General features: G+C 71.5%; 16 protein-coding genes. 7 read left to right on the top strand and 9 right to left on the bottom strand.

What is annotated here, in order from left to right:
* Positions 1-38 precede the first annotated feature (38 nt).
* The gene (locus ACGFZS_RS15320) at positions 39-953 is read right to left on the bottom strand and encodes a DUF3558 domain-containing protein (protein ID WP_393795430.1); all 915 of its coding nucleotides are present in this window, start codon (positions 951-953) and stop codon (positions 39-41) included.
* Positions 954-1,070: 117 nt separating this feature from the next.
* Positions 1,071-1,925, bottom strand: a complete 855-nt coding sequence (locus ACGFZS_RS15315; protein WP_393795429.1) for a DUF3558 domain-containing protein — start codon at positions 1,923-1,925, stop codon at positions 1,071-1,073.
* 228 nt (positions 1,926-2,153) lie between these two features.
* On the opposite strand from ACGFZS_RS15315, the gene ACGFZS_RS15310 reads away from it, so the two are divergent.
* On the top strand, positions 2,154-3,347 hold the full coding sequence (locus ACGFZS_RS15310) for an RtcB family protein (protein ID WP_393795428.1): 1,194 nt from the start codon (positions 2,154-2,156) through the stop codon (positions 3,345-3,347).
* A 12-nt stretch (positions 3,348-3,359) separates the two neighbouring features.
* Here the strand turns inward: ACGFZS_RS15310 and ACGFZS_RS15305 are convergent, their stop codons facing one another.
* The 3 genes from ACGFZS_RS15305 to ACGFZS_RS15295 all read right to left on the bottom strand — a co-directional run bounded on the left by ACGFZS_RS15305 (position 3,360) and on the right by ACGFZS_RS15295 (position 4,791).
* Complete coding sequence (locus tag ACGFZS_RS15305; RefSeq protein WP_365692733.1) at positions 3,360-3,527, bottom strand: hypothetical protein; 168 nt, start codon at positions 3,525-3,527, stop codon at positions 3,360-3,362.
* Positions 3,527-4,285 carry an SDR family NAD(P)-dependent oxidoreductase gene (locus tag ACGFZS_RS15300; RefSeq protein ID WP_393795427.1) on the bottom strand — a complete coding sequence of 253 codons (759 nt, stop codon included), beginning with the start codon at positions 4,283-4,285 and terminating at the stop codon, positions 3,527-3,529. Before ACGFZS_RS15300 ends, ACGFZS_RS15305 begins: the two co-directional genes overlap by 1 nt.
* 173 nt (positions 4,286-4,458) lie before the next feature.
* Positions 4,459-4,791 carry a YnfA family protein gene (locus ACGFZS_RS15295; RefSeq protein WP_393538423.1) on the bottom strand — a complete coding sequence of 111 codons (333 nt, stop codon included), beginning with the start codon at positions 4,789-4,791 and terminating at the stop codon, positions 4,459-4,461.
* A 114-nt stretch (positions 4,792-4,905) separates the two neighbouring features.
* Between ACGFZS_RS15295 and ACGFZS_RS15290 the strand changes: the two genes are divergently transcribed.
* The gene (locus ACGFZS_RS15290; protein WP_393795474.1) at positions 4,906-5,382 is read left to right on the top strand and encodes a hypothetical protein; all 477 of its coding nucleotides are present in this window, start codon (positions 4,906-4,908) and stop codon (positions 5,380-5,382) included.
* Positions 5,383-5,397: 15 nt separating this feature from the next.
* Here the strand turns inward: ACGFZS_RS15290 and ACGFZS_RS15285 are convergent, their stop codons facing one another.
* Together ACGFZS_RS15285 and ACGFZS_RS15280 are read right to left on the bottom strand one after the other, a co-directional pair.
* Positions 5,398-6,270, bottom strand: a complete 873-nt coding sequence (locus ACGFZS_RS15285) for an alpha/beta fold hydrolase (RefSeq protein ID WP_393795426.1) — start codon at positions 6,268-6,270, stop codon at positions 5,398-5,400.
* 124 nt (positions 6,271-6,394) lie between these two features.
* Complete coding sequence (locus ACGFZS_RS15280) at positions 6,395-7,420, bottom strand: thaumatin family protein (RefSeq protein ID WP_393795425.1); 1,026 nt, start codon at positions 7,418-7,420, stop codon at positions 6,395-6,397.
* Between the two features lie 189 nt (positions 7,421-7,609).
* On the opposite strand from ACGFZS_RS15280, the gene ACGFZS_RS15275 reads away from it, so the two are divergent.
* The 5 genes from ACGFZS_RS15275 (at position 7,610) to ACGFZS_RS15255 (ending at position 13,726) form a co-directional block, all read left to right on the top strand.
* A complete protein-coding gene (locus ACGFZS_RS15275; protein ID WP_393795424.1) occupies positions 7,610-9,559 on the top strand; it encodes a sigma-70 family RNA polymerase sigma factor in 1,950 nt (649 codons plus the stop codon).
* A 98-nt stretch (positions 9,560-9,657) separates the two neighbouring features.
* The gene (locus ACGFZS_RS15270; protein ID WP_393795423.1) at positions 9,658-10,764 is read left to right on the top strand and encodes an LLM class flavin-dependent oxidoreductase; all 1,107 of its coding nucleotides are present in this window, start codon (positions 9,658-9,660) and stop codon (positions 10,762-10,764) included.
* Positions 10,761-11,351: an FMN reductase gene (locus ACGFZS_RS15265; protein ID WP_393795422.1), complete on the top strand. Its 591-nt coding sequence runs from the start codon at positions 10,761-10,763 to the stop codon at positions 11,349-11,351. Before ACGFZS_RS15270 ends, ACGFZS_RS15265 begins: the two co-directional genes overlap by 4 nt.
* A gap of 176 nt (positions 11,352-11,527) precedes the next feature.
* Entirely contained in the window at positions 11,528-12,268 is a 741-nt protein-coding gene (locus ACGFZS_RS15260; protein WP_355721710.1) for a response regulator transcription factor, read from the top strand.
* Positions 12,269-12,304: 36 nt separating this feature from the next.
* Positions 12,305-13,726: an ATP-binding protein gene (locus ACGFZS_RS15255; RefSeq protein ID WP_393795473.1), complete on the top strand. Its 1,422-nt coding sequence runs from the start codon at positions 12,305-12,307 to the stop codon at positions 13,724-13,726.
* 12 nt (positions 13,727-13,738) lie between these two features.
* Here ACGFZS_RS15255 and ACGFZS_RS15250 read toward each other — a convergent pair whose 3' ends face one another.
* Positions 13,739-15,538, bottom strand: a complete 1,800-nt coding sequence (locus ACGFZS_RS15250) for a phosphatidylglycerol lysyltransferase domain-containing protein (RefSeq protein WP_393795421.1) — start codon at positions 15,536-15,538, stop codon at positions 13,739-13,741.
* A 131-nt stretch (positions 15,539-15,669) separates the two neighbouring features.
* Entirely contained in the window at positions 15,670-15,933 is a 264-nt protein-coding gene (locus ACGFZS_RS15245) for a hypothetical protein (protein WP_393662294.1), read from the bottom strand.
* Positions 15,934-15,994: the final 61 nt, after the last annotated feature.

Here is a 15,994-nt window from a genome sequence, read left to right as displayed (position 1 = left end):
AACAGGGTGGCACATGTGTGCGGCGCACGTGTTGCCGGTCAGCTCTTCTTGGCTGACGACTTGGAGGGCGACGCGGAGGCGGAGGGGGACGCGGAAGCGGACTTGGAGGGTGTCGCCGCAGGTGAACTCGGAGCGGAACCGGACCCGTTGGCGGTCGAGACGGACGCCACCGCCTCCTTGGCGGCCTTCTCCGCGGCCTTCGTGAGCGTGTCGGCGGACGGCGTCTTCTCGCCGGCCAGACCCGCGCCGTTGTAGTCGAGGGTGACGACCACGTTCGCGACCCGGGCCACCACCGTCTGCTGCTTGAAGGCGCCCTCCTTCTTCTTCAGGTCGTAGCGCACCGCGGTGGCCTGGTCGCCGGCCCCGGTCACCGGCACCGACTTGGTGTTCTTGGCGCCGGTCACGGACTGGGCGTCCTGCAGCTGGCTCGTGTAGTACGCCTCGGCCTGCTTCTCGCCGGAGCCGCGGTTGGCGTCCGAGTCGAAGCGCAGGAAGGAGATGTTCAGCCAGCGGAACTGGGAGCCCTTCACACCGTTGTTGTCCAGGCTGCTCCAGGAGCAGCTGTTGCGCGTGGCCACATCGTCCGAGCTGCCCTCCTTGCCCGACTTCACGCCCTTCGGCACGAGTTCGGTGAGGGTCTTCTTCGACAGCACCGCGCACGGCTCGGGCAGCTTCTGGTACTTGGCCGCCTGGACGGTCGGCGAGGCGGCCGTGGAGTCGCCGGAGGGGGAGGTGACGGTACCGGTGCCGGTACTGGAGCCGCTGCCCGTCCCCTGCGCGCCGCTGTCCGAGTCCGAGGAGCAGGCCGTCGCGAACAGGGCCACCGCGGGGACGGCCGCCGCGCAGACGAGACCGCGGCGCAGGCGCCCTGCCCGTCGCGGTGCGTTCCGTTCGGTGCGGGCGCTCTGGTCGGCTGGCTGGACTGCTACTCGCTGCATGGTTCCTTCACTCATACGTTCGGGGTTCCTGCGGTCGGATCGGGTCCGAGGGGCCACGGTACGCGGTGAGGGAGCTGTGCGGTTTTGGTTCGCGCGCTTTGCGGACGGGGTGCGGACGGCGTGCCCGGCCGGTCAGCCGTTGAGGGCCTCGGCCAGTTGGGCGGCCAGATTCTGGGCCCTGTCCTGCATTTCCTTGCTGTCCGGGACGGTCCCGGTGGCCATCGGCTGCTCCTCGTACTCGATGGTCACCACGACGTTGGACGTGCGGAACACCACAGTCACGGTCCGCTGTTCGGCCGTCGAACCGGACGCGCTGAGCTGATCGTCGAGATACGCCTCGTCGCCGAGGTCGGCGAGCGTGCGGGGCTGGAGGGCGGCCGGGGTGGTGGAGGCGGAGGGGGACCCGGACGCCGAGCCGGAACCGGAGGCGGTGGGCGTGGCGGAGGCCGAGGGGGACACCGACGAGGAGGGCGACCCGGACGGCGAATCCGACTCCGACTCGGTCGTGCTCGTACTCGCACTCGCGGTCGGGGACGCGGACTCGGGGATGTCGGCCGCCGCCTCCATCTGCGTGTAGATCGTCTGCGCCTCGGTGTCGTCGCTGATCGCGTTCTCGTACGACACCACGCGCTCGAAGTCGACGGAGAGCCGGTCGGTGGCGTCGCTGGACTCGACCTTCCAGCGGCAGCCGACCTTGCGGTCGGTGTCGTAGGTGAGCGTGGCGTCGCCCGCGTAGGCCTTGTCGCGCTGCTCCTGGTCGGTGATCTGGGCGATACCGGGGAGCAGGGAGTCCAGGGTGTCGTGGCTGACCGCGCCGCAGGCCTCGGGGAGGGTGCGGTACTTGCCGGGCTGGGCGGCGACGGTGGAGGTGCTGGTGTCCGCGTTCTTGTCGCTGGTGTCGTCGCCCCCGCTGGAACCGCTCGTGCAGCCGGCCAGCAGGGCCGCGAGAAGCGCGGCGGTGCCGGTTACGTACGCCTTCCGCTGCACGGTCAGGCTCCCTTCCGTTCACTGGGTCGCTCGGTCCTGCTCCAGTGTCCCCGCTGGTTATTCGCTTGCCGCAGCGGGGAGTCCCCTGGAGACAATGTGTATCGCACGCACTGCTGTGAACGCCGGTCCCTTGTCTGATTTCAGCGACCTTGGCGCTGCATTTGCGTTTCATGTCATTAATTCTGTTCGTCCTTTTTGATGTGCTGTTCGCGGGGGAATGAGGAAGTCATGTCGTACGTGGAGATACCGGGCGCCAAGGTGTCGATCCGGATGTGGACCGACCCGACGACGGTCGAGGACGTGGCGCTCCAGCAGCTGCGCAACGTCGCGACCCTGCCGTGGATCAAGGGCCTCGCCGTCATGCCCGACGTCCACTACGGCAAGGGCGCCACGGTCGGCTCCGTCATCGCGATGCAGGGCGCGGTGTGCCCGGCCGCGGTCGGCGTCGACATCGGCTGCGGGATGTCCGCGGTGAAGACGTCCCTCACGGCGAACGACCTGCCGGGCGACCTCTCGCGGCTCCGCTCCAAGATCGAGCAGGCGATTCCGGTGGGCCGCGGCATGCACACCGATCCGGTCGAGCCGGGCGACTTCCACGGACTGGCCACGGCCGGGTGGGGGGAGTTCTGGGGGCGGTTCGACGGGGTGGCGGATGCGGTCAAGTTCCGTCAGGAACGGGCGCATCAGCAGATGGGAACGCTCGGTTCCGGCAACCATTTTGTCGAAGTCTGCACGGATACGACCGGTGTGGTGTGGCTGATGCTGCACTCCGGATCCCGCAACATCGGCAAGGAACTCGCCGAACACCACATCGGTGTGGCCCAGAAGCTCCCGCACAACCAGGGCCTGGTCGACCGCGATCTCGCCGTCTTCGTCGCGGACACCCCGCAGATGGCGGCGTACCGCAACGACCTCTTCTGGGCGCAGGAGTACGCGAAGCACAACCGCACGCTGATGATGGCGCTCCTGAAGGACGTGATCCGCAAGGAGTTCAAGAAGGCCAGGCCGGTCTTCGAGCCGGAGATCAGCGCCCACCACAACTACGTCGCCGAGGAGCGCTACGACGGGATGGACCTGCTGGTCACCCGCAAGGGCGCGATCCGGGCGGGGAGCGGGGAGTTCGGGATCATCCCGGGGTCCATGGGCACCGGTTCGTACATCGTGAAGGGCCTCGGCAACCCGCTGTCCTTCAACTCGGCCTCGCACGGCGCCGGCCGGCGGATGAGCCGCAACGCGGCCAAGCGCCGGTTCTCGACCCGGGACCTGGAGGAGCAGACCCGGGGCGTGGAGTGCCGCAAGGACTCCGGTGTCGTGGACGAGATCCCGGGTGCGTACAAGTCGATCGACCAGGTCATCGACCAGCAGCGGGACCTCGTCGAGGTCGTCGCGAAGCTCAAGCAGGTCGTCTGCGTCAAGGGGTGACCGCGCGGTCCGTCACTTCGCGTGGCGGACCGCGTAGATCATCACGAAGGCGATGAGGTGGATGCCGAAGAGGAAGTAGGCCAGGAAGTACCAGACCTGGCGTTCGTTCCGGGTCTCTTGCTTCAGGCGGGCTTGTTCCAGGTCTTGTTCCAGGGCGGCCGCCGGGTCCTCGTCCGGCATCACAGGTCCCGGTGGACCTTGGTGTTGGAGGCCTGGGCGCGGGGGCGGACGACGAGGAGGTCGATGTTGACGTGGCTGGGGCGGGTGACCGTCCAGGTGATGGTGTCGGCCACGTCCTCGGCGGTGAGGGGCTCGGCGACGCCCTGGTAGACCTTGGCGGCCTTCTCCTCGTCGCCGCCGAAGCGGGTCAGCGCGAACTCGTCCGTCCTGACCATGCCCGGCGCGATCTCGATCACCCGGACCGGCCTGCCGACGATCTCCAGGCGGAGGGTCTCCGCGAGGACGTGCGCGCCGTGCTTGGCGGCGACGTAGCCGGCGCCGCCCTCGTAGGTGCCGTGACCGGCCGTGGAGGAGACCACGACCACCGTGCCGTCGCCGCTCGCCTCCAGCTTGGGGAGCAGGGCCTGGGTGAGGTTCAGGGTGCCGATGACGTTCGTCTCGTACATCGTGCGCCAGTCGGCCGGGTCGCCGGTGGCCACCGGGTCGGCGCCGAGGGCTCCGCCGGCGTTGTTGACGAGGACGGCGATCGCCTTGAAGGCCGTCGCGAACTCGTCGACGGCCGCGCGGTCCGTCACGTCGAGGGGGTAGGCGGTCGCCTCACCGCCGGCCTCGCCGATCTCCTTGGCCAGCGCCTCGATGCGGTCCTCGCGGCGGGCGGTGAGGACCACGCGGTAGCCGGCGGCGGCGAGCCGGCGGGCGGTGGCGGCGCCGATGCCGCTGCTGGCGCCGGTGACTACCGCGATGCGGGACGGGGCCATGGGGGTGTGCTCCTCAGCGGGGTGTGTCCTGTGCGGGTTGTTCCGGAGAGTCTAGGCGCCGTGGATGGTGCGGAGTCGGGCGGCTGTGGGTCCGTGGGGGCTGGTCGCGCAGTTCCTCCCCCAGCCTTCGGCCGGGGGACCCCCAGCGCCCCTGCGGGGGCGCTCGTCTCACGTCAGTTTCTCGGGGCCCACATGATCAGCGCCATGCCCGCCAGGCAGATCGCCGCGCCCGTGAGGTCCCAGCGGTCCGGGCGGTAGCCGTCGGCGACGGCGCCCCAGAGGAGTGAGCCGGCGACGAAGATGCCGCCGTAGGCCGCGAGGATGCGGCCGAAGTGGGCGTCGGGCTGGAAGGTGGCGACGAAGCCGTAGGCGCCGAGGGAGAGGATGCCGCCGGCGATCCAGAGCCAGCCGCGGTGCTCGCGTACGCCCTGCCAGACCAGCCAGGCGCCGCCGATCTCGAAGAGGGCGGCGACAATGAAGAGGGCGGCGGAGCGGAGGATCAGCATGCTCGCAGCCTGTCACGTCGGGCCCGCGTCACCTGTTGGGAGGTAACCGGGGTGGGGCCCGGGTGGCATACATCCGTAGGACTGTCGGAGCCGGACGGGACGGATGGCGTGGCGATGCGGCGATACGGACTTGCGGTGGCCGGTGCGGTGGCCGGTGCGGTGGCGGCCGGTGCGCTGGTGCTGGGGACGGGCGGTGCCGCCTGGGCCGGGGACGCCGACCTGGAGGTGCACGGTTCCGCCGTGATGAGCGGGGGCGTGATGGAGGTCCGGCTGACCCCGGCCGATCTCGGGCCGGACGCCGTCGCCGACGCCAGCGTGCGGCTGAGCTGGTCGGCGGCGCTGGCGGACGAGCAGCGGTTGCCGGCCGCCTGCGCGCGCACCGGCGACCGGGAGGTGGTGTGCGGCACCGGGCCGCTGGCGGCCGAGCTGCCCGGCGAGCAGCTGGTGGTGCCGGTACGGCTGCGGGAGCGGCCGTCGGAGGTGACGCTGGCGGTGGAGGTGGCCTGGAGCGGGAGCGCGGTGGACCACGACCGTACGAACGACAGGCAGCGGGTGCTGGTGCTGGCGACCGGGGACCCGTACGCCTTCTGAGCGGGACGGGGACGGTCAGGACTTTTTCGTCGTGCCCCAGATGTAGTCCTCGGCTGCCTCGGTGATCAGGTCCTTGACCGCCTGTGGGTGGGAGACCAGGGAGACGTGCGAGGAGTCGATCTGGACCGTCCTGCGGGCGTTGGCGCGTTTCGCCTCGAAGCGTTCCAGGTCCGGGTTGATCGCCTGGTCCTGCTTGCCGACGAGGACGTAGACGGGTTTGTTCCGCCAGGCGGCGCCGGTGAGTTTGTCCGTGAACGCCGACAGCGCGATCGGGCGCTGGGTGGCCGCGAGGACGGCGGTCCGGCTCGTGGGCAGGTCCGCGGCGAAGACCCGGCGCAGGAGGTTCGGCTGCACGTACACGTCCGTGCCGGTGGTGCGGTCACGGCCCCGGAAGGGCACCTGCTTGAGGGCTTTGGTGAGCGGGGCGGGCGCGAACTTCGCGGAGAGGCTGGTGAACGACTCCCCGGTGTCGGGCATGATCGCGTTGATGTAGACGAGGGCCTTGACGTTGTCGTTTCCCACGGCGGCCTGGGAGATCACCTCACCGCCGTAGGAGTGGCCGACCAGGACGACCGGCCCGGTGATCGACTTCAGGAAGCTCGCGAGGTAGGTGGAGTCCTCGGGGATGCCGCGGAGCGGGTTGGCCGGTGCGGCCACCGTGTAGCCGTTCTGCTGGAGCCGTTCCACGACGCCGTTCCAGCTCGACGCGTCGGCGAAGGCACCGTGCACGAGCACGATGGTGGGCTTCGCCCGGCCGGGGTCACCGCTGGGACCGCCGGCCCGCGCGGTGTCGGGTGCCAGGACGGAGGTGGCCCCCGACAGGGCCAGAAGGGCCGCGCCCCAGCGGGCGATGTGCACGGTGCGGCGGGACTCACGGGATATGCGCATGCCGGTCCTCTGCTGCGAGGGCGTCGGGTGACGCCCGGGATTCCAGCGTCGAGGTCCCCGGACGGCGCGGCCTCGTGGACGGGCCGTCCGGGTGAACGCGTCCCGAGGGTCCGCTGGGCCCGCGTCAGGTGCCGCCGTTCGTGGTCCCGAAGGTGATCCGGTAGGAGCAGGCGCCCTTGCAGGGCATCGTCGCCGCGTCGTCGAAGGCGTACGCGTAGGCGTAGGGCGCGGCGCGCTTGAAGACCTGGGTGTAGTCGACCGGCCACTTGGCGGGGACGCAGTTCTCGCGGCCCGCCCAGGCGCCGCGGCAGCAGTAGGTGTCGCCGCCGAAGGCCGCGCAGGGCGGCTTGCAGCCGATCTCCCGGCCGCCGGAGCGGGCCTGCATGGCGGCGGGGCAGTCGACGTCCGTGGTGCAGACGCCCCGGTAGCAGCCGGTGGAGCTGACCGGGTCGGTGGTCGTGGTGTGGGAGATGTTGATCCACATGGGCAGGTTCGCGCCGTCGACCATGCTGACGTCGTAGAAGTCCATGCCGGCGTAGGCGTCGAAGGTGAACTCGCCGAGGGTGGTGGGCGGGTTGCCGCCGGTGCAGACGCTGGTGCAGTCGCCGGAGGCGCAGGGGCCCGCGGCCGTGCCGTCGGTGCATCCGGTACGGCCCCAGATGCGGCCGCCCCAGTTGTCGGCCACGGTCACCGACAGGCTCTGGCCGGGGGCGAGTTCGCGGCCGGCCGGGTAGACGGCGGTGTTGGTGACGACGGCCCAGACCGTCTTCGGGGTCTTGTTGACGACGGTGATCAGGCGTTTGCCGGCGGGGGCCGTGGTGGGCCCGGCGGAGGTTCGGGAGGCCGTCGTCTTCGGCTTCGGGGTGGTTCTCGGTGATGCCTTGGGCGTGGTCTTGGGGGAGGCGGAGGGCGAGGGGGCGCGGCTCGGTGTGGGGGAGGAGGTGGGGTGCGGGGAGCCGGGCGGGAGGGCCGTGGACGTCCGGGTGTGCACCGTGCTCGCGGTGTCGGTCCCGGTCTCGGTCGACGGGGGCCAGGTGCCGTAGCCGATCAGTACGGCGGCGGCCGTCGCGAGGGCGGCGGCCGCTCCGGCGTACCACCAGGCGCGTCGTCGCGGTGGTCGCGCGCCGTGTCTCCTGCGTCCTCGTGCCATCCTTGTGCCTTCCTCGGGCGGTGCCGGATGTGTGCCTGCCTCTCGGTGACCGCGTCGGTGGGGGCCGTACAACACAAATCGCGGAGCCGAACGGGTTTCGGTGTCCGCCCGCCGGTTTTTCTGTTGTCCTCGTGGGGGTCGGGGGGTCTCCGTTCCGACAGCCCGACTCTGCGCGGAGGAACGACCCACATGATCGAGAACCACCGGAGGGGGCCGCACCCCGGCGTGGTGACGGCGGCTCGCGCCGGCGACGGACCGGCCCTGGAGCAACTGGTCGGCCAGTGCCTGCCGTTGGTCTACAACATCGTCGGCCGGGCCCTGAACGGTCACGCCGATGTCGACGACGTCGTACAGGAGACGCTGTTGCGCATGGTGCGGGGGCTGCCGAAGCTGCGGGATCCGTCCGCTTTCCGGTCGTGGCTGGTCGCCATCACGATCCGGCAGGTGCGCGACCGGGAGCAGTCGCGGGCCGCGGACCGGGACCGCAGGGCGCACCTGGACGACGCGGAGACGATCACCGATCCCGCCCTCGACTTCGCCGGGCTGACCATCCTGCGGCTGGGGCTGACCGAGCAGCGCCGGGAGGTCGCCGAGGCGACGCGCTGGCTCGACCCGGACGACCAGGAGCTGCTGTCCCTGTGGTGGCTGGAGGAGACCGGCGAGCTGGAGCGCGCCGAACTCGCCGGTGCGCTGGGGCTGTCCGACCGGCACGCGGCCGTGCGCGTGCAGCGGATGAAGAAGCAGATGGAGGTCTCGCGGTGCGTGGTGCGGGGGCTGGGGGCCGACCCGCGCTGTGCGGAGCTGGACGGGATCGCCCTGCCGTGGGACGGCACGCCGAGTCCGCTGTGGCGCAAGCGGTTCGGCCGTCACATACGTGGCTGCGGGGTGTGCGAGGGCCTGGACCGGGGGCTGCTGCCGATGGACCGGCTGCTGAGCGGCCTGCCGCTGGTGGCGGTGCCGGCCGGCCTCGATCCGGGGCGGGTACTGGAACTGGCGGCAGCGGGTTCGGGTTCGGGCTCTGCTTCGGGTTCGGGTTCGGGCTCTGGTTCCGGTTCCGGTTCCGGTGGTGTTCCGCGGCGGCGGCACGGACACGGACACGGGCGTGGGCGTACGGTCGGGCGGCTGGCGCGTAAGCAGCTCGTGGTGGGTGGCTCGGCGGTGGTCGCGACCGTCGCGGTGGCCGCGCTGGTCGCCGCCCGGCTGACGGCGGGACCGTCCGCCCCGGTCGCGGAGACGGCTCCGCCGCCGAGCCCGGTGGCCGTGACCTCCAGCAGCGCCGCCCCGACCCCCAGCCGTAGTCCCAGTCCCAGCCCCAGCGGGTCCCCTTCCCCTAAGCCGTCCCCGAAGTCGTCGCCGCAGCCGAACCCCTCGAAGCACGGCGCGGCGCCCGTGCAGGTCGTCTCCGGTGCCAAGAAGGGCGTCGGGGTGTGGACGTTCGACAGGGTGAGCCAGGCGCTCGCCGCGAGCGGGGCGAGCTGGTACTACACCTGGGACACCCGGCACCAGGGCGTGACGGCCCCGGGGTCGGCCTCCTTCGTGCCGATGATCTGGGGAGCGGCGTCCGTGACCGACGCGTCGCTGGCGCAGGCGCGCGCGGCGGGGCCGTACCTGCTCGGGTTCAACGAGCCGGACATGGCGCAGCAGTCGAACATGACCGTCGAGCAGGCGCTGGGGCTGTGGCCGAAGCTGATGGCGGCGGGCAAGGTGCTGGGCAGCCCGGCGGTGGCGACCGGTGCGGCGGATCCGGGCGGCTGGCTGGACCGGTTCATGTCCGGGGCCTCGGCGAAGGGGTACCGGGTCGACTTCATCACGCTGCACTGGTACGGCGGTGACTTCCGCACCCCGCAGGCCGTGGAGCAGCTGAGGCAGTACCTGACGTCGGTGTACGCGCGGTACCACAAGCCGATCTGGCTCACCGAGTACGCGCTGATCGACTTCTCGCAGGGGACGCGTTTCCCGTCCGCGCGGCAGCAGGCGGACTTCGTCACGGCGTCGGCGAAGATGCTGGACGGTCTGTCGTACGTCCGTCGCTACGCGTGGTTCGGGCTGGGCGCGGACCCGGCGAAGCCGAGCAGCGGGCTCTTCACGAACGGTACGACGGCCACGGCGGCGGGCCGGGCCTTCCAGGCGGCCCGCTGAGCGGAGGGGGCCGGTGGCCGAGGGGCGGGAATAGGTGGACGTGGGGTCTCGTTCTGTGGGTATAGTTGAATCGTAAACAACCTGGAGGGTGAGCGAGCATGCAGTTCGGGATCTTCACGGTCGGCGATGTCACGCCGGACCCCACCACGGGGCGGACGCCGACCGAGCGGGAGCGCATCAAGGCGATGGTCGCGATCGCGCTGAAGGCCGAGGAGGTCGGTCTGGACGTGTTCGCGACCGGCGAGCACCACAACCCGCCGTTCGTGCCGTCGTCGCCGACCACCATGCTCGGCTACATCGCCGCGCGGACGGAGCGGCTCCTGCTCTCCACCTCCACCACCCTGATCACCACCAACGACCCGGTGAAGATCGCCGAGGACTTCGCGATGCTCCAGCACCTGGCCGACGGCCGGGTGGACCTCATGATGGGCCGCGGCAACACCGGCCCGGTCTACCCCTGGTTCGGTCAGGACATCCGGCAGGGCATCAACCTCGCCATCGAGAACTACGCGCTGCTGCACCGGCTGTGGCGCGAGGACGTGGTGAACTGGGAGGGCAAGTTCCGCAGCCCGCTGCAGGGCTTCACCGCCACCCCGCGCCCGCTGGACGGCGTCGCGCCCTTCGTCTGGCACGGTTCCATCCGCTCGCCCGAGATAGCCGAGCAGGCCGCCTACTACGGCGACGGCTTCTTCCACAACAACATCTTCTGGCCCGCCGACCACACCAAGCGGATGGTCGAGCTGTACCGGGCCCGGTACGCCCACTACGGGCACGGCACGCCCGAGCAGGCGATCGTCGGCCTCGGCGGCCAGGTGTTCATGCGGAAGAACTCGCAGGACGCGGTGCGCGAGTTCCGGCCGTACTTCGACAACGCGCCGGTCTACGGCCACGGGCCCTCCCTGGAGGACTTCACCGACCAGACCCCGCTGACCGTCGGCACGCCCGAGCAGGTCATCGAGAAGACGCTGGCCTTCCGCGAGTACGCCGGTGACTACCAGCGCCAGCTGTTCCTCGTCGACCACGCGGGGCTGCCGCTGAAGACGGTCCTGGAGCAGCTCGACATGCTGGGCGAGGAGGTCGTACCGGTGCTGCGCAAGGAGTTCGCGAACGGCCGTCCGGCGGACGTTCCCGAGGCGCCGACGCACGCGTCGCTGGTCGCGGCCGCCGCCGCGGAGAAGACGGAGACGAAGGAGGTCCGGGCATGAAGCTCGTCGTCGTGTCGGCGGGGCTGAGCGTGCCGTCGTCCACGCGGCTGCTGGCCGACCGGCTGGCCGCCGCCGTGGGGCGCGAGGCCGAGGTGCAGGTCGAGGTCGTGGAGCTGCGCGACCTCGCGGTCGAGATCGCCCACAACTTCACCAACGGGTTCCCGGGGCGGAAGCTGGCGGCCGCCCTGGCGGCGGTGACCGAGGCGGACGGGCTCATTGCCGTGACGCCGGTCTTCACAGCCTCGTACAGCGGTCTGTTCAAGTCGTTCTTCGACGTCCTCGACAAGGAAGCGCTGGTCGGCAAGCCGGTACTCGTCGCCGCGACCGGCGGTACCGGCCGGCACTCGCTGGTGCTGGAGCACGCGCTGCGGCCCCTGTTCGCCTACCTGCGGGCCGTGGTCGTACCGACGGGCGTCTACGCGGCCTCGGAGGACTGGGGCGCGGAGGGCCTGGACGACCGCATCGAGCGGGCGGCGGGAGAACTGGCGGGGCTGATGACGGGCCTGGCGGCGACGAAGCCGCATAAGTCCGACGACCTGCAGGTGATCCCGTTCGCGGAACAGCTGGCGAGGCTCAGCGCCCCGTAAGGGGCGCGGGACCCTGTCGATGTGCGGCTCCGCCGCGTGGGCGCGCTCAGCCCCCACCGGCCGATAGCCAAAACAAAAGGCCCGTTGCCTCTGTGACGGTGAGAGGCAGGTAAAAAGGGTGATCGTAGGCCCGCTCAGCCCGGCCTAACCGCCGGAGGCCTTGGCAGACTGGGTGCGTGCCCCAGACTGTGCTGCTCGCCGAAGACGACCGCGCCATCCGCCACGCCCTGGAGCGGGCCCTCACCCTGGAGGGTTATGAGGTGACGGCGGTCGCGGACGGTGTGGAAGCCCTGGCGCACGCCCACCGCGACCGGCCCGACGTCCTCGTCCTCGACGTGATGATGCCCGGCATCGACGGCCTCCAGGTCTGCCGGGTGCTGCGCGCGGAGGGGGACCGGACCCCGATCCTCATGCTGACCGCGCTGGTCGAGACCGCCGACCGGATCGCCGGGCTGGACGCGGGCGCCGACGACTACGTGGTCAAGCCCTTCGACGTGGAGGAGGTCTTCGCCCGGCTGCGCGCGCTGCTGCGCCGTACCTCCCCGGTGACCGCCGGTGGCGGCGGAGGCGGCGGTGTGGCCCCCGCCGAGCCCGGCCGGGAGCCGCAGATCTCCGACCGCCAGGTGGAGGCCGCCGGTCTGCGCATGGACCTCCAGGCCCGCCGGGCCTGGCGCGGCCGGCGCGAGCTGGAGCTGACGCGTACCGAGTTCGAGCTGCTGGAGCTGCTGGCCAGGAACGCGGGGATCGTCCTCGACCACTCCACGATCTACGACCGTATCTGGGGCTACGACTTCGGCCCCGGCTCCAAGAACCTCGCCGTCTACGTCGGCTACCTGCGCCGCAAGCTGGACGAGCCCGGCGCCCCGCAGCTGATCCACACCGTCCGGGGCGTGGGTTACGTGCTGCGGGAGGACTGAGTGGGCCGTCTCGGGCGGCCGGCGCGGCTCAGGCGGATGCTGGCCCGGCGCCGGCCGAAGCTGGTCTCCCTGCGCACCACCTTCGTCGTCTCCTTCGCGGCGGTCACCGCGGCCGTCACGATCGTCGTCGGCATCCTGTCCTACAACGCCGCCGCCCGGCTGGTCCGGGTCGACCAGCAGTCGGTGTTCACGCAGGTCGTCTCGGACGTCCAGGACGAGGTGAAGACGCACAAGATGGTGCCGGAGGACTTCTCCTCCTCGCGGCCCGGGCATGATCTGGTCCGCCCGGCCCGCACCGATGTCCAGGTGCTCGGCGCGCGCGGCGAGATCGTCGACCACGGGAGCCCGGTGCTGCCCGTCACCGCCGCGGACCGGGAGGCCGCGATGGCCGGGGCCGCCGGGAAGACGGCCCAGCACAAGGACGTCCGGGTCGGTGAGGACCTGTTCCGGATCGCCACGGTCTCGCTCGGCGACGGGCGGGGCGCGGTGCAGGTGGCGCAGGAGTTCAGCGACACCGAGGACCTGCTGCGGGCGCTCCAGCAGCGCACCCTCATCCTGATGGCGGCGGTCGTGGTCGCCGCCGGGCTGTTCGGCTGGTGGCTGGCCCGGCGGATCACCCGCCGGCTGGTGATCCTCACCTCGGCCGCGGAGGGCGTGGCCCGTACCCGGCAGCTCGGCATCCAGGTCCCGGTCACCGGCCTCGACGAGGTGGGGCGGCTCGGCCGCGCCTTCGACCGGATGCTGGGCCGGCTCGCGCAGTCGGAGGAGGACCAGCGGCGGCTCGTCCAGGACGCCGGGCACGAACTCCGTACGCCGCTCACCTCGCTCCGTACGAACATCTCCCTGCTCCGCCGTATCGACGAACTCCCGCCCGCCACCCGCGACGAACTCGTCGCCGACCTCGGCCAGGAGGCGCGTGAGCTGACCGACCTGGTCAACGAGCTGGTCGACCTGGCGGCCGGGCAGTCGGACTCGGAGCCGCCGCAGCGGGTGGACCTCGCCGACATCGCGGAGGACGTGGCCGGGCTGGCCCGCCGTCGTACCGGCCGCGACATCCTGCTCCGCTTCAGCGGCGACACGACGACCGACGGCCGCCCCGGGATGCTCCAGCGGGCCCTGTCGAACCTCGTCGAGAACGCGGCCAAGTTCGACCGCGAGGGCAAGGGTCCCATCGAGATCAACGTCACCGGGCCCGCCCGGCAGGGCACGGTCCGCGTCGAGGTCCTCGACCGCGGCCCCGGTATCGCCGACGGCGACCTCATCCGCATCTTCGACCGCTTCTACCGCGCCGCCGACGCCCGCTCCCTCCCCGGCTCCGGCCTCGGCCTCTCCATCGTTCGCGAGGTCGCCATGGCCCACGGCGGAGCCCCCTTCGCCTTCCGCCGCGAGGGCGGCGGCGCGGTCATCGGCTTCACCGTGGGCGGCGGCTTCCCCGGCACCGGCACCTACCGCCTCTGACCCACGGTCCCGTCACGACCCCCAGGGAACCGTGAGGAAGCCCTCCGCGCGGGCGCTGGCCAGGCCGATTCGGGGGAGGTCGCTGGACTTGGTGAAGAGGATGTAGCGGGGTTCCCAGACGGGGCGGTACTTGGCGTTGGCGCGGTAGAGGGACTCGATCTGCCACCAGCGGGAGAAGAAGGTGAGGGTGGCGTGCCAGAGGCGCAGGACGGGGCCCGCGCCGAGGCGGGAGCCGCGTTCGAAGACCGAGCGGAACATGGCGAAGTTGAGGGAGACGCGGTCGACCTTCAGCTCGGCGGCGCGCAGGAGGAGTTCGACGACCATGAACTCCATCAGGCCGTTCTCGGAGTCGCGGTCGCGCCGCATCAGGTCCAGGGAGAGGCCGTGCTCGCCCCAGGGGACGAAGCTGAGGAGGGCGCGGGGGGTGTCGTTCGCGTCGCGGCATTCGAGCATGACGCAGCGGCCGTCCGCGAGGTCGCCGAGGCGGCCCAGGGCCATGGAGAAGCCGCGTTCGGTGGCGCCGTCGCGCCAGCTGTCGGCCCGTTCGATCAAGGTGGCCATCTCGTCCGGCGGGATGTCCTCGTGGCGGCGGATGCGGACCGTGTAGCCGGCCCGGCGGACCCGGTTGTGGGCCTGGCGGACGACGCGCATCGCGCGGCCCTCCAGGGTGAAGTCGGCGATGTCGACGATGGCCTCGTCGCCCAGTTCCAGGGCGTCCAGGCCGTGCCGGGCGTAGATGGTGCCCGCCTCCTCGCTCGCGCCCATCACGGCGGGGGTCCACGCGTGCCGCTGGGCCTCCGTCAGCCAGGCGTCGATCGCGCCGGGCCAGGCCTCCGGGTCGCCGATCGGATCGCCGGAGGCGAGGCTGACGCCGCCGACGACGCGGTAGGTGACCGCCGCCTTGCCGGTGGGGGAGAAGATCGCCGCCTTGTCGCGGCGCAGGGCGAAGTAGCCGAGGGAGTCGCGGGCGCCGTGCCGCTCCAGCAGGCCGCGCAGCCGGGACTCGTCCTCCGGGCCGAGCAGCCGGCGGCCGCGCGGGGAGCGGAAGAGGGCGTACAGGACCAGGCAGAAGGCGGCGGCGAGGAGGATGTTGATGACGATGTCGGTCCAGCGGGAGGCGTGTACGGCGGTCACGTGGTCGGCGAGCGGGCCGACGCTGACGCCCCGCAGCAGGGTGTAGGCGATCTCGTCGGGGAGGGTGGCGCCCGGGAGCTTGTTCGTGGCGTGGACGAGGAGCGTGCCCAGGCCGCCGGTCACCAGGAGGCCGCCCGCGCCGACCGCGAGCGCCAGCCGCGGGTTCGACGGGTCGCCGACCGCGTTGAACTCCCGGCGGCTGATCAGCAGCGCGGCCACGAAGAGCCCGGTGAGGGCGACGGAGACCCAGTTGAAGACATGGGCGCGGTACTCGTGCTGGGTGAGCGCGAGGACGTAGAGCGCGAGGAGCGGGGTGGCCAGGCACATGTTGACCACCCAGGCCGCCCGCTTGCGGCGCCGCATCACCAGGACGAAGAAGATGGCGAGGGCGGCCGAGACCAGGCCCGCGGTCGCCAGGTACGGCGTGAAGAACTGGCCGGAGTGGTGGGCGTGCTGCCGGTGCAGATGGAGCGTGAGGCGGCCGTTGTTGTGTTCGTCGACCTCCTGGCGGAACGGGAGGGACATCACGGCCACTATGTTCAGTACCGCGATCAGCCGCAGGTACCAGACGGTGGCGTCGGCGGCTCGCCTGCGGAGCGCGGCGCCGGGGTCGTCGCCGGGGGTACGGCGGGCGGCGGAGGCGCGCGGGGGGTTCAGGGCCGACTGCTGTGCGGGCATGGGGACCGGTCACCTTGGGGACGGGGACGATGACGGAAGGGAGCTGACCCTACAGCCTGTAGGGTAACGGCGGGAGGCGGGGGAGAGACCTGCCGCGGTGCGGAAAACGGTATGAAGGGGCGGACGGCCTCTTACGGGCACTCCCGCCCGGCCCGCCGCCGCGCCACCAGCACCCACGCCAGGTTGCCGATCGCCGCCCCGGCCGCCACCGCCGCCACGATCACCCCGCCCGTCGCCAGCCCGTCGCTGAACAGGTGCGGACGCCGGTCCAGGCTGTGCAGACCGAAACCGGACAGCTCGTACACGCCCACGGCCGCGACCAGCAGGCTCGCCACCAGCACCGTCACCGTGGGGGCCAGGCTGCGCCGTGCCTCCTGTGTCTCCGTGCCCTGCATGAGTACCCCCGATGAGCTGACCGGCCGCCGTGGCCGATGGGGAACCTACAATACGTAGGGT

This window comes from Streptomyces sp. NPDC048288 (assembly GCF_043201555.1).
Classification (GTDB): domain Bacteria; phylum Actinomycetota; class Actinomycetes; order Streptomycetales; family Streptomycetaceae; genus Streptomyces.
The sequence above is the reverse complement of the archived record's forward strand: the minus strand, read 5'-3'. Positions and strand labels throughout refer to the sequence as shown.

Coding starts and splice junctions, on each gene's coding strand:
- ACGFZS_RS15320 (WP_393795430.1), bottom strand. CDS start 953: ATGAGTGAAGGAACCATGCAGCGAGTAGCAGTCCAGCCAGCCGACCAG.
- ACGFZS_RS15310 (WP_393795428.1), top strand. CDS start 2,154: ATGTCGTACGTGGAGATACCGGGCGCCAAGGTGTCGATCCGGATGTGG.
- ACGFZS_RS15305 (WP_365692733.1), bottom strand. CDS start 3,527: ATGCCGGACGAGGACCCGGCGGCCGCCCTGGAACAAGACCTGGAACAA.
- ACGFZS_RS15300 (WP_393795427.1), bottom strand. CDS start 4,285: ATGGCCCCGTCCCGCATCGCGGTAGTCACCGGCGCCAGCAGCGGCATC.
- ACGFZS_RS15295 (WP_393538423.1), bottom strand. CDS start 4,791: ATGCTGATCCTCCGCTCCGCCGCCCTCTTCATTGTCGCCGCCCTCTTC.
- ACGFZS_RS15290 (WP_393795474.1), top strand. CDS start 4,906: ATGCGGCGATACGGACTTGCGGTGGCCGGTGCGGTGGCCGGTGCGGTG.
- ACGFZS_RS15285 (WP_393795426.1), bottom strand. CDS start 6,270: ATGCGCATATCCCGTGAGTCCCGCCGCACCGTGCACATCGCCCGCTGG.
- ACGFZS_RS15280 (WP_393795425.1), bottom strand. CDS start 7,420: ATGGCACGAGGACGCAGGAGACACGGCGCGCGACCACCGCGACGACGC.
- ACGFZS_RS15275 (WP_393795424.1), top strand. CDS start 7,610: ATGATCGAGAACCACCGGAGGGGGCCGCACCCCGGCGTGGTGACGGCG.
- ACGFZS_RS15270 (WP_393795423.1), top strand. CDS start 9,658: ATGCAGTTCGGGATCTTCACGGTCGGCGATGTCACGCCGGACCCCACC.
- ACGFZS_RS15265 (WP_393795422.1), top strand. CDS start 10,761: ATGAAGCTCGTCGTCGTGTCGGCGGGGCTGAGCGTGCCGTCGTCCACG.
- ACGFZS_RS15255 (WP_393795473.1), top strand. CDS start 12,305: ATGCTGGCCCGGCGCCGGCCGAAGCTGGTCTCCCTGCGCACCACCTTC.
- ACGFZS_RS15250 (WP_393795421.1), bottom strand. CDS start 15,538: ATGCCCGCACAGCAGTCGGCCCTGAACCCCCCGCGCGCCTCCGCCGCC.
- ACGFZS_RS15245 (WP_393662294.1), bottom strand. CDS start 15,933: ATGCAGGGCACGGAGACACAGGAGGCACGGCGCAGCCTGGCCCCCACG.